At 60.0% G+C, this 12,745-nt stretch carries 10 protein-coding genes; all 10 read right to left on the minus strand.

Translation table 11 applies throughout. The features are described 5' to 3' along the window. Positions 1-23: 23 nt before the first annotated feature. On the minus strand, positions 24-1,373 hold the full coding sequence (locus PspR84_RS22205) for a carbohydrate porin (protein WP_007917870.1): 1,350 nt from the start codon (positions 1,371-1,373) through the stop codon (positions 24-26). Positions 1,374-1,565: 192 nt separating this feature from the next. Then, entirely contained in the window at positions 1,566-2,726 is a 1,161-nt protein-coding gene (gene ugpC, locus PspR84_RS22210; RefSeq protein ID WP_160059153.1) for a sn-glycerol-3-phosphate ABC transporter ATP-binding protein UgpC, read from the minus strand. Positions 2,727-2,728: 2 nt separating this feature from the next. Beyond that, entirely contained in the window at positions 2,729-3,574 is an 846-nt protein-coding gene (locus PspR84_RS22215) for a carbohydrate ABC transporter permease (protein ID WP_007917872.1), read from the minus strand. Next, entirely contained in the window at positions 3,567-4,475 is a 909-nt protein-coding gene (locus PspR84_RS22220; protein WP_095048188.1) for a sugar ABC transporter permease, read from the minus strand. Before PspR84_RS22220 ends, PspR84_RS22215 begins: the two co-directional genes overlap by 8 nt. Positions 4,476-4,585: 110 nt before the next feature. Further along, positions 4,586-5,887, minus strand: coding sequence for an ABC transporter substrate-binding protein (locus tag PspR84_RS22225; protein ID WP_160059154.1), 1,302 nt, complete (start codon positions 5,885-5,887; stop codon positions 4,586-4,588). A gap of 118 nt (positions 5,888-6,005) precedes the next feature. Next, on the minus strand, positions 6,006-7,265 hold the full coding sequence (locus PspR84_RS22230; protein WP_160059155.1) for an AGE family epimerase/isomerase: 1,260 nt from the start codon (positions 7,263-7,265) through the stop codon (positions 6,006-6,008). Between the two features lie 294 nt (positions 7,266-7,559). Beyond that, positions 7,560-9,029 (minus strand): ATP-binding protein, encoded by a 1,470-nt coding sequence (locus tag PspR84_RS22235; RefSeq protein WP_160059156.1) that lies wholly within the window; start codon positions 9,027-9,029, stop codon positions 7,560-7,562. Further along, positions 9,019-9,750: a response regulator transcription factor gene (locus tag PspR84_RS22240; RefSeq protein WP_003227460.1), complete on the minus strand. Its 732-nt coding sequence runs from the start codon at positions 9,748-9,750 to the stop codon at positions 9,019-9,021. Before PspR84_RS22240 ends, PspR84_RS22235 begins: the two co-directional genes overlap by 11 nt. Before the next feature lie 179 nt (positions 9,751-9,929). Then, entirely contained in the window at positions 9,930-10,889 is a 960-nt protein-coding gene (locus PspR84_RS22245; RefSeq protein WP_160059157.1) for a glucokinase, read from the minus strand. Next, positions 10,886-12,712 (minus strand): phosphogluconate dehydratase, encoded by a 1,827-nt coding sequence (edd, locus tag PspR84_RS22250; RefSeq protein ID WP_007917882.1) that lies wholly within the window; start codon positions 12,710-12,712, stop codon positions 10,886-10,888. The genes PspR84_RS22245 and edd overlap by 4 nt, the downstream gene beginning before the upstream one ends. Between the last annotated feature and the right edge of the window lie 33 nt (positions 12,713-12,745).

Raw genomic sequence — 12,745 nt, forward strand, 5'->3', positions numbered from 1 at the left:
GAGAGGAGCTTATCGCAGACGCGTTAGAACGTAGACTGAATTTTCAGGCCAGCGACCAATGCGTTGTCCACTTCATCCACACCACCCGGGTGAGTGATGTACTGCAGGTTCGGACGTACGGTCAGCCAGTTGGTGACGTGGAAGCCGTAGTTGATCTCGTAGTTGTATTCGGTTTCACGAATCGGCGAAAACACCGGATTGTCGTAGTCCGAAACACCGTTGGAAGCGTTCAGCAGCTCGGCGTTTTTCTTCACGTCATCGTTGACGTGGATACGCGCCGCGCCGATACCGACGTCATCCTTCGGACGCGCGTCGAACGGGCCTTTGTAGACAAACATCACCGACTGATAGTTGTCGATGAAGTTGGTGTCCTTGTCGTGGAACGTGGCGTTGGCCGCGATGTTCAGACCGCGAGAAGCATCACCGTTGTGGCTGGTGAGTTGCTGTTGCGCCACGAACCAGTAGCCGCTTTTGCTGCTGTGGGTTTTGTAGGCGTCGCCAGTGGTGGCGGCGTCGAAACCGTTGACGTCTTCACGAACGTCGTCGGCATCGGCCGTGCTCTTGTAGTAACCGACGCGGTATTCGCCCGGCAGGCTGTTGACCTTCGGCGACCAGACCAACTCAACCGGCAACACAGTACCTTTGGTGCCGCTGCCGCTGAGCTTGAAGCCGTTGCCGTGTTCCAGCTGCGACGGGTTCTGGTTGTACGCACCGATTTGCGCGTAGAGCTCGTCGTTGATGTTGTACTTCACACGGATCGCGGCCTGGCTGACGGGCCAGTTGTACCAGATGTTGGTCGCCCAGTTACCCACTTGGGAGCCGCAGAACGCGAGGTTCTGGAAGTCGCACGGGAAGGTGTTGAAGTCTTCGCCTTCACCGAAGTAACCGGCCTTGACGTCGAGTTTGTTGTCGAAGAACTGGTGCTGAATCCACAACTGGGTCAGACGCACCATGTGGCCACGACCGTAAACTTCTTGCGAGGAACTGAGGGTGCCGGCACGCGGATCGCCAACGCGGTCGTTGGAGATGTTGTAGCCGTTACGGTTGGTCAGCTGGATCTTCGCCTGGGTGTTATCCCAGCCCCATAGCTTTTGCAGATCGAGTGCCACGCCCAGACCGAACTGGTCAGCGTAACGCGCGGTCTTGTCGTCGTTGTAGCCACCGTTCAGGTTGCCACCGACTTCCCCAACGTAGTCGGCCTTGATGTCGATACCCTGCTCGATCAGCTTGGTACGCTCGCCACCCCAGTCGCCGGTCATCCATTTCGAATCGGAACTGAAGGCATCCGCCGCCATGGCGTTACCGGCCAGCACCAAGGCCGCCGCAGCCGACACTTGGCAGATCAACCGGGCATTGACGTGTTTCTTTTTCATCCCTACATCCTCGTCTTTATTGTTATTAACTGTTTTTATCTAACGCGGTTTACATAAATTGCGATGCTCGACAGGCCGGGCACCGCGTGCTCCTTTGTAGGCCTTCGCCTGCTCGCGATAGCGGTGTGTCAGGTAACAACTACATCAACTGACAGGACGCAATCGCGAGCAGGCTCACTCCTACACTGTTCCTCAGCGGCCTTTGAATTGCGCCACGTTCGCAGACCGCGCATCGGTCTCTGGTTGCCCGGCAGTGCCGAGGCGTTCGCCAGTCTTGGCATCAAACAACAACACTTTCGACGGATCGAATTGCAGCGTCAGGTTCTCGCCCACCTGCGGTGCCACGTCCGGCGCCAGACGGCAGCAGACTTTGGTTTCATTGAGATTGACGAATACAAGGGTGTCCGGACCGGTTGGCTCGGTGACCTGCACTTCGGCACGAATGCTCGGCAGACCATTGCCCTCGCCGTGCGCCAGAACGATCTGTTCAGGGCGCAGACCAAGGATCACTTCGCGATCTTCGAGACCGGCGTCCTGCATGCTCATCGGCAGCTCGCAACGCGCCTGGCCGCTGTCGAGCAGCGCCAGCAGACGGCCGTCCTTGCGTTGCAGACGCAGCGGGATGAAGTTCATCGGCGGCGAACCGATGAAGCTCGCCACAAAGAGGTTGGCCGGGTCGTTATAGATCTCTTTTGGCGTGCCGAACTGCTGAATGATGCCGTCCTTCATCACCGCAACCTTGTCGCCCAGGGTCATCGCTTCGATCTGGTCGTGGGTCACGTAGACCGTGGTGGTTTTCAGGCGCTGGTGCATCAGTTTCATTTCGGTGCGCATCTCGACACGCAGTTTGGCGTCGAGGTTGGACAGCGGTTCGTCGAACAGATAGATCTTCGGCCGACGCGCCAGTGCACGGCCCATCGCCACACGCTGTTGCTGACCACCGGAAAGCTGACCCGGTTTGCGATTGAGCAAATGTTCGATCTGCAGCAGCTTGGCGACGCGCGCGACTTCTTCATCGATCGCAGCTTGAGGCATCTTGCGAATTTTCAGGCCGAATTCGATGTTCTCGCGCACGCTCATGGTCGGGTACAGCGCGTAGGACTGGAACACCATGGCGATGTCGCGATCTTTCGGGCTCATGCCGCTGACGTCTTGATCACCGATCATGATCGCGCCGCCGGTGATGGTTTCCAGACCGGCGATGCAGTTCATCAACGTCGATTTGCCGCAGCCCGACGGGCCAACGAGGATCAGGAATTCGCCTTCCTTGATCGACAGTTCGATGTTCTTCAGGGTGTCCGGCAGGCCGGCACCGTAGGTCTTGTTTACGTTGCGAAGTTCGAGCGTTGCCATGATTACCCCTTGACTGCGCCGGCCGTCAGCCCGCGCACGAAATACTTGCCTGCGACCACATAGACCAGCAGGGTCGGCAGGCCGGCGATCATCGCCGCTGCCATATCAACGTTGTATTCCTTGGCGCCAGTGCTGGTGTTGACCAGGTTGTTCAGCGCCACCGTGATCGGTTGCGAATCACCGCTGGAGAACACCACACCGAACAGGAAGTCGTTCCAGATCTGGGTGAACTGCCAGATCAGGCAGACCATGATGATCGGCGTCGACATCGGCAGAATGATCCGCCGGAAAATCGTGAAGAAACCCGCGCCATCCAGACGTGCAGCTTTCACCAGCGCATCCGGAATGCTCACGTAGTAGTTCCGGAAAAACAGCGTGGTGAACGCGAGACCGTAAACCACATGGATAAACACCAGACCGGTGGTGGTGCTCGCCAGGCCCATCTTGCCGAGGGTGAACGAGGCAGGCAGCAGTACGGTCTGGAACGGCAGGAAGCAGCCGAACAACAGCAGGCCGAAGAACAACTGCGAACCGCGGAAGCGCCAGAACGACAGCACGTAACCGTTCAACGCACCGATGGCGGTGGAGATGATCACGGCCGGAACGGTGATCTTGATCGAGTTCCAGAAGTAACCGTCAACCGTGGCCCAGGCTTTGACCCAGCCGATGCCGCTGACCACGGTCGGCCAGCTCAGCAGGTTGCCGGTGCTGATGTCTTCCGGGGTCTTGAAGCTGGTCAGCAACATCACCACCAGCGGCACCAGATAAAGCAGTACGGCGAGGATCAGCACTGCGTAGATCGCGATGCGACTCAGGCTGATAGCAGGTTTGGCAGCGAGACTAGTCATTGCGCTTGGTCCTCAGCTCGGAATACAGGTAAGGCACGATGATCGCGAGGATCGCACCGAGCATCAGAATCGCACTGGCCGAGCCCATGCCCATCTGGCCGCGACTGAAGGTGAAGGAATACATGAACATCGCCGGCAGATCGGAGGAATAACCCGGACCACCGGCAGTCATCGCCGCGACCAGGTCGAAGCTCTTGATCGCGATGTGCGCCAGAATCATCACGGCACTGAAGAACACCGGACGCAGGCTTGGCAGCACCACTTTCCAGTAGATCGTCGGCATGCTCGCGCCATCGATCTGGGCGGCACGGATGATCGATTGATCAACGCCACGCAGGCCGGCGAGGAACATCGCCATGATAAAGCCCGAGGCTTGCCAGACAGCGGCGATCACCAGGCAGTAGACCACGCGATCAGGGTCGATCAGCCAGTCGAGACGGAAGCCTTCCCAGCCCCAGTCCCGCAACAGTTTGTCCAGGCCCATGCCCGGGTTGAGCAGCCACTTCCACGCAGTACCGGTGACGATCATCGAGAGCGCCATCGGGTACAGGTAAATGGTGCGGATAAAGCCTTCGCGACGGATGCGCTGGTCAAGGAACACCGCCAGCAACACGCCGATCACCAGAGTGATACCGATGAACATGCCGCCGAACACCGCGAGGTTTTTGCTCGCGACCCACCAGCGATCGTTGTCGAACAACCGCGCGTATTGCGCCAGACCGGCCCACTTGTAGTTGGGCAGGAACGTCGAGGTGGTGAACGACAGAATGAACGTCCACAGGATGTAGCCATAGAAGCCCACCAGCACGATGAACATGCTCGGCGCCAGCACCAGTTTGGGCAGCCAGCGTTGCAATGCATCGAACGGCGAGGCCTTGCTGAACACAGCAACAGAACTCATGGGGAAATCCATCATAAAAAGAGAAGAGCAGCTACAAGCTGCAAGCTGCAAGACCGCTAGAGCTCAAGCTTGTAGCTTGCGGCTCGCAGCTCGCAGCTTGCCGTTACGGCTTATTTGGACGACTTGATCGCAGCACCAAGTTTCTTGGCGGTGTCGGCCGGGTCGGCTTTCGGGTCGTTGATGTAGTTGGTCACGACATCAAAGAACGCGCCTTGCACGGCCAGCGTGGTCGCCATGTTGTGCGCCATGCTCGGTTGCAGGCCGCCGGACTTGGCGTCTGCCAGGAAGTCCTTGGCAGCGGTTTGTGCGCAAGAGTCGAAGCCGAGCTTGTCCATGTTGTTCAACATGTCGTTGCGCACCGGGATCGAACCTTTGTTGATGCTGAAGACTTTCTGGAAGTTTTCACCCAGCACGACTTTGGCGATGTCCTGCTGACCGGCCGCAGTGCCTGCGTCCTTCTGCTTGAACACGGCCAGCGAGTCGATGTTGTAGGTGAACGCTTTGTCGGTGCCCGGGAAGGCTACGCACTCGTAGTCCTTGCCAGCGACTTTCTTGGCCGCGGTCCATTCGGACTTGGCCCAATCACCCATGATCTGCATGCCGGCCTTGCCGTTGATGACCTTGGCCGCTTCGAGGTTCCAGTCCTGACCTTTGCCGTCGGCGTCCATGTAGGTCGCGACTTTCTTCAGCTCGGTCAGTGCCTTGACCATTTCCGGGCCGGTCAGCGCGGCGTTGTCCAGGTCAACCAGGGCTTTCTTGTAACCATCGACACCCATGACCGAAAGCACCACGGCTTCGAACACGGTGCTGTCCTGCCAAGGCTGACCGCCGTGAGCCAGCGGAATGAAGCCCGCAGCCTTGAGCTTGTCGCCAGCGGCGTAGAATTCTTCGAGGGTGGTCGGGTTCTTGGTGATACCGGCTTTCTTGAACACTTGCGGGTTGATCCACAGCCAGTTCACGCGGTGAATGTTCACCGGCACGGCCACGTAATCACCGTCGTATTTCACGGTATCGGAGACTTTCTTGTCGAGCAGGCTGTCCCACTTTTCCGACTTGGCGACGTCTTTCAAAACGTCAGTGTCGAGCAGACCGGTCGACGCCCATTCCTGGATGTCCGGGCCTTTGATCTGAGCGACGCCAGGCGGGTTGCCGGCGACTGCACGGCTTTTCAGCACGGTCATGGCAGTCGCACCGCCACCACCGGCGACAGCGCCGTCTTTCCAGGTGAAACCGTCTTTTTCAACTTGGGCCTTGAGCACATCAACAGCGGCTTTTTCGCCACCGGACGTCCACCAGTGCACGACTTCGACCGAACCTTTGGATTCGGCAGCGGAAACACTGAGAGGCAGAATTGCGAGCGGGAACAGGGAGGCGACAGAAATGACAGTAGCGAGGCGAGAAATCGCATTCATCTGAGATGTACCTTTCTTGTTGTTATGCATGCAAGTCTGGTGCTTGCGCTGCACAGGAGTTTAAACAGGACGTTTCCCTTCGCAGGTAACGAAGGGACGCGCGAATGTCACCACATGGTTACACAGGACTGCTCTGGGATAACTGTGCCAGCGCAGTCGCCATACTGGGTGACAAGGGTAGACGAGGGATCAGCACGGCCTGCCAGGCGTGATACAGATCGGGTTTGCCCGGCCAGATATCGGCACTAGGCAGGTTTTGCGGATTGAGTTCGTGGTGCCAGCTGCCGTCGCAGCGGTCGATGAAATTCATCTCGCAGAATTCCCAGAACAGCCGGTACCAGGTTTCGTATTGCGCATCGCCGGTGCGCTTTAGCAACGCGCTCGCAGCAGCGCTGGCTTCAGCGTGCGTCCAGTGCAGGCGATGGCGGACGACGGCCTTGTTGCTCCAGTCGAGGGTGTAGACGATGCCCGGCAGACCATCGACGTCCCAACCGTTGCGGCAGTTGTTCTCGAACAGTTTTTGCGCATCGGTGGCGAGCCAACCGGGCGTGAGCATGCCGGCCTGAACCCGCGCCGCTTCGAGGTGCAGCAACAGCCGCGCCCACTCGAAACCATGGCCCGGTGTGGTGCCGTAGGGGCGGAAACCGTCGGCAGGATTGTCGTGGTTGTATTCACGCAGCGGCTGCCAGTCGCGGTCGAAATGTTCGATGACCATGTAACCGTTGCCGGCAGCATGACCGTGGATCACCCGCTCGACGATGCGTTGCGCACGCACCAGCCAGCGCGGATCTTCAGTGACATCGGCCAGCGCGAGGAACGCCTCGGTCGCATGCATGTTGCTGTTGGCGCCGCGATAGGCTTCTTCTTCGCTCCAGTCGCGGTTGAAGAATTCGCGCATGGCGCCCTCTTCTTCGCTCCAGAAATACGTGTCGATGATGTCGATGGCGTCATCCAGCAACGCTTGGGCGCCGGGACGCTGTGCAACCACGGCGGAGCTGGCTGCCAGTGCGACAAAGGCATGCAGATAGGCGTTCTTGCCGGTGTTGTCATCGCGGTGTTCGGCAACGGCGAACCAGCCGCCGTGCAGTGCATCACGCAACGGCCCGCGCAGGGCGGCGATGCCGTGATCGACCAGATCGGCAAAACCCGGCAGGCCCTGAATATGGGCCATGGCGAAGCTGTGGGTCATGCGCGCGGTGTTCATGGTTTCGGCTTGCGCGTTCGCTGGCAGACGGCCGCGTTCATCGAGGTTGCCGAAGCCTTGTGGGAGTTTTGCTGCCTTGGCGAAATCCAGCAGACGCAGGCCTTCGGCGGCGAGCCATTGCTGGTGGGCAGGGGCGTTCAGCCAACTGCTGAAGCCGGGTTGGAAGAGATCCATGGGTGGCCTTTTTTGTTGTTATGACTGCGGGCAGTCTAAACAACGGGTCGGGGTGGGCTTGTAACGAAGGGGGCGGGGTTTGTCACCAGATCGTGACAAAGAGCGGCCCTCACCCCAGCCCTCTCCCGGAGGGAGAGGGGGCCGACCGAGTGGTGCTGGGTTATCCGCCGACCTGACACATCGAGTCGATTATGGATTCGCTACCGGACTTCCAGGTCGGCGTATCTCTGCAGCATCCCCCGGTCAGTCCCCTCTCCCTCTGGAAGAGGGCTAGGGTGAGGGAAAGCTTTTGACTCAATCCGCCGAACGCGGCAATTGCAGGGTCACCCGCAACCCACCCTCACGCAAATTCTGCAACGTCACCTCACCACCATGGCTGTGGGCAATATTGCGCGCGATGCCTAACCCAAGCCCATACCCCTGCTGCTGCCCCGCCAATCTGAAGTGCGGCTCAAACACCTGCTCCAGGCGCTGCTCCGGCACACCCGGCCCTTCATCATCAACGTGCAAGACAAACGCGCTGTCATCGTCATCGATATGCAAGTGCGCGTTCTGCCCATACTTCAAGGCGTTGTCGATCAGGTTGCCAATACAGCGCTTCAACGCCAAAGGCTTGCCCGGATACGCCGCCAGCGCGCGACCATGCTGCGTCACGCGACCGTTGCCGTTCGGCGCCAGGTACGGCTCGACCAGACAATCGAGCACATGATTGAGATCCACCGGTTCGATGTTCTCGTGGATGTCAGTGTCTTTCACGCATTGCAGCGCGCCTTTGACCAGCAGTTCCAGCTCATCCAGATCGCGACCGAATTTGGCCTGCAGCTTCTCGTCTTCGAGCAATTCGACGCGCAAACGCAAACGCGTGATTGGCGTACGCAGGTCATGGGAGATCGCGCTGAACAACTGGCTGCGCTCGGTCAGGTAGCGGCTGATGCGCTCGCGCATAGTGTTGAAGGCGCGCCCCACTTCGACCACCTCACTGCCGCCGCCCTCGGCCACTGGCTCGACGTCAGCGCCCAGCGACAAATCCCGAGCAGAACGCGCCAGACGCTTGAGCGGGCGGCTCTGCCAGTGCACCAGCACGCCGATGAACAGCAGCAGGAATCCGCTGGTGAGAACGATGAACCACACCTGTTGCGAGGGCAGGCCTTGCTCTTCAAGACTGGTGTACGGCTCCGGCAACAGCGAGGCGATGTACAGCCATTCGCCCGGGGCCATTTGAATCTGCGTGACCAGCACGGGCGGATTCACCGGTTCCAGAGTCAGCGCGTAATGCGCCCACGAGCGCGGCAGCTCATCGAGTTTAAGCCCGGCATTGAAAATCCGCAGATCTTCAGGACTGACGAAGGTCACCGAGATATCGGTGTCATGACCCAAGGTCTGGCGCAGCACTTCGTCGACCGCTTTCATCACCGCTGCTTTACGCGGCGTGACCGGCAGCACGTCCATACCCAATGGTTTGTCGTTGAGGGTCACGACGAAGCGGGTACCGCCCATGCTGCGCAATTGATCGAGCACCAACGGTCGATAAGCCACCGGCAATGAGCGGAAGTAACTGACGCTGGCGGTCATCGAATGCGCAAGGCTGCGGGCGCTGGTGACCAGACCTTCGAGCTGGGTGGCACGCAATTGCGAGACCCAGATCACGCTCGATAATGTCTGCGCAAACAACACCGCCAGCAAAGTCAGCAGCAGCATCCGCCCGAGCAACGAACGCGGCACCGGCACCCGGGCGGCGAGCTTGCGCAGCGACTCAGTGACCATTGCCGGCAACCACATTGGCTGCCAATTGGTAACCGCTGCCGCGCACGGTGCGAATCAGCCGTGGCGGTTTCTCGGTGTCGCGCAGACGCTGGCGCAAACGGCTGACGGCCATGTCGACGATGCGATCGAGCGGCATCAGGTCGCGGCCCCGGGTGGCGTTGCCGATGGTGTCGCGGTCGAGGATTTCCTGCGGGTGATCGAGGAAGAGTTTCAGCAGGGCAAAGTCGGCGCCAGAAAGAATCACTTCCTCGCCATCGGTGTGAAACAGTCGATGACTGACCATGTCCAGCCGCCACTCGTCGAAGGCCAGTACGTCACTGCCGCTGCGCTCCTGACCGAATTGCGCACGACGCAGCAATGCCTTGATGCGTGCTTGCAGCTCGCGGGGGCTGAAGGGTTTACCGAGGTAATCGTCGGCGCCGAGTTCCAGACCGATCACGCGGTCGGCTTCGTCGGAACTGGCGGTAAGCATGATGATCGGCACCTGCGCCTGACGCGGATGCTGACGCACCCAACGGCAAAGGCTGAAGCCGTCTTCGTCGGGCAGCATGACATCGAGGATCACCAGATCGCTCGGCGCCTCGTTGAGGGCCTGACGGAAACTGGCACCGTCGGCGGTGGCCCGTACCTGAAACCCGGCGCGGGTCAGGTAGGTTTCCAGCAACTCGCGTATTTCCTGGTCGTCATCGACCAACAATATCGACTTGTTGACTGAGCTCACTTCGAAGGCATCCTTGTTGTTGGAATTGGGGCGGATTATGCCTTAAGCACTGATTTTACAAACACCACAAAACAACTGTAGGAGTGAGCCTGCTCGCGATAGCGGTCTTACATTCAACACATTCGTTGACTGACATACCGCTATCGCGAGCAGGCTCACTCCTACAGTTTGATTGCATTTCAGGTTGGGGTTGATTGGTCCAGGGCCACACCGGCACCGACAAGGCCGGAATACGGCGCTGTCACCAGCCACACCGGAATGCCTTTGAAGTAATCGCTCATGCACCCTTTGTCAGCAAAGCTGCGGGCAAAACCGCTTTCGAGGAAGAAATCGGCAAAGCGTGGAATTACACCACCAACGATATACACCCCGCCACGTCCGCCCGTGGTCAGCACGTTGTTGCCGGCGACACGGCCGAGCCAGCAGCAGAACTGCTCGAGCACTTCCAGTGCAATTGGATCACCCGCCAGACCAGCTGCGGTGATCGCTTCCGGCGTATCGAGTGTCGGTTCATGCCCATCGACCGCGCAGATCGCCCGGTAAACCCGTGGCAAGCCACCACCGCTCAACGCGGTTTCCGCGCTGACATGGCCGATCTCGTTGTGGATGTGCTGCCACAACTGGGTTTCACGCGGACTGCTCAGCGGCAGATCGACATGACCGCCCTCCCCCGGCAACGCCGCGAAACGGCCTGCACCGAGGTCGAGCAAGGTGCCGACGCCCAGGCCAGTGCCCGGGCCGATCACCACCGCCGGACGCAACGGCTCAGACGTGCCTTCGCAGACCACGCGAAATTCGCCCGGCTGCAAACGGGTCATGCCCAGCGCCATCGCCGAGAAGTCGTTGACCAGCAACAACTGCTCGACCTGCAAGGTTTTGCAGAACGCGGTGCGACTCAGGCGCCAGTGGTTGTTGGTGAACTTGAACTCATCACCACTGACCGGGCCGGCCACCGACAGGCACACCGAACCGATCGAACCCGGCGCCAGACCGAGCCCGCTCAGGTACAGGCTGATCGCCTCTTCCGGGCTGGCGTGGTCGGCCGTGGCCAGCACCTGAACCGATTGCAGTTGCTGGTTTTTCCACAACGCGAACCGCGCGTTGGTGCCTCCGATGTCACCGACCAAAGCCAGTTTCAATTAAGCGTCTCCAGGGCAGAAGTGAAGGCGCTGGCGCCCTGCTCCGCCGAGCTGAAGGCCAAACGCATAAAGCCAAACAGTTCGCGACCGCTGCCGATGTTGTTGCCCAACAGGCCTTTGGCGGGTTCGCGCGCTGCAAATTCTGCGGCGTCGACCTTGAGTTCCAAGGTGCCTTTGACGCCATCGACGCGGATGATATCGCCCTCTTGCACCCGCGCCAAAGCGCCACCGACATAAGCCTCGGGGCTGACGTGAATCGCTGCGGGGATTTTCCCCGAAGCGCCGGACATCCGTCCGTCAGTCACCAACGCGACTTTGAAGCCGCGATCCTGCAGCACGCCGAGGAACGGCGTCATCTTGTGCAGCTCAGGCATGCCGTTGGAGCGCGGGCCCTGGAAGCGCATCACGGCAACGAAATCTTTTTCCAGCAGGCCGGCCTTGAACGCGTCGGCCAGGTCTTGTTGATCCTGGAACACCATTGCTGGCGCTTCAACGATCTGATTTTCCAACGCGACAGCGGAGACCTTCATCACACCGCGACCGAGGTTACCTTCCATCACGCGCAAACCACCCTCTGCCGAGAATGCGCGGGCGACCGGGCGCAGGATGTTTTCGTCGAGGCTGTCGACCGGGCCTTCGCGCCAGACCAGTTCGCCGTTATCAAGGAACGGTTCTTTGGTGTACTTGCTCAAGCCGTGGCCGAGCACAGTGTTGACGTCTTCGTGCAGCAGACCGGCGCCAAGCAGTTCGCGGATCAGGAACGACATACCGCCGGCGGCCTGGAAGTGGTTGATGTCGGCTTTGCCGTTCGGGTAGACGTGGCTCAGGGTTGGCACGACTTCGGAGAGGTCGGCCATGTCCTGCCAGGTCAATTGAATGCCCGCGGCCATGGCGATGGCCGGCATGTGCAGAGTGTGGTTGGTCGAACCGCCGGTGGCGTGCAGCGCCACAATCGAGTTGACCAGCGATTTCTCGTCGACGATTTCACCGATCGGCATGAAGTTGCCATTCTGTTTGGTCAGGCGCGTCACTTGATGCGCGGCTTCGCGGGTCAGCGCGTCACGCAGCGGCGTGTTCGGGTTAACGAAAGAGGCGCCCGGCAAGTGCAGGCCCATGACTTCCATCAGCAACTGGTTGGTGTTGGCGGTGCCGTAGAAGGTGCAGGTGCCCGGGCTGTGGTAGGACTTCATCTCCGATTCCAGCAGCTCTTCGCGGGTCGCTTTGCCTTCGGCGTACTTCTGACGGACGTCGGCTTTTTCCTTGTTGGAAATCCCCGAGACCATCGGCCCGCCCGGGACGAAAATCGTCGGCAGGTGACCGAAGCGCAGCGAGCCCATCATCAGGCCTGGGACGATCTTGTCGCAGATGCCGAGCATCAGCGCGCCGTCGAACATGTTGTGCGACAGCGCCACAGCGGTCGACATGGCGATCACTTCGCGGCTCGGCAGGCTCAGTTCCATGCCCGGCTCGCCTTGGGTCACGCCGTCGCACATCGCCGGCGTGCCGCCAGCAAACTGGCCGACCGAGCCGATTTCGCGCAGGGCGTTCTTGATCTGTTCCGGGAACACTTCATACGGCTGATGCGCCGAGAGCATGTCGTTATACGAAGAAACAATGGCGATGTTCGCCGAGTTCATCATCCGCAGGCTGTGCTTGTCTTCGCTGCCGCAACCGGCCACGCCGTGGGCGAAGTTGGCGCATTGCAGCTTGCCGCGCATCGGCCCGTCAGTGGCGGCGCCGCGAATCAGTGCAAGGTAAGCCTGACGCGTGGCGCGGCTGCGGGCGATAAGCCGTTCGGTGACCTCAAGGACGCGGGGATGCATGTGTAGAACTCCAGGCTAACGGATGTGGCGACC

Source organism: Pseudomonas sp. R84 (assembly GCF_009834515.1).
Taxonomy (GTDB): Bacteria; Pseudomonadota; Gammaproteobacteria; order Pseudomonadales; family Pseudomonadaceae; genus Aquipseudomonas.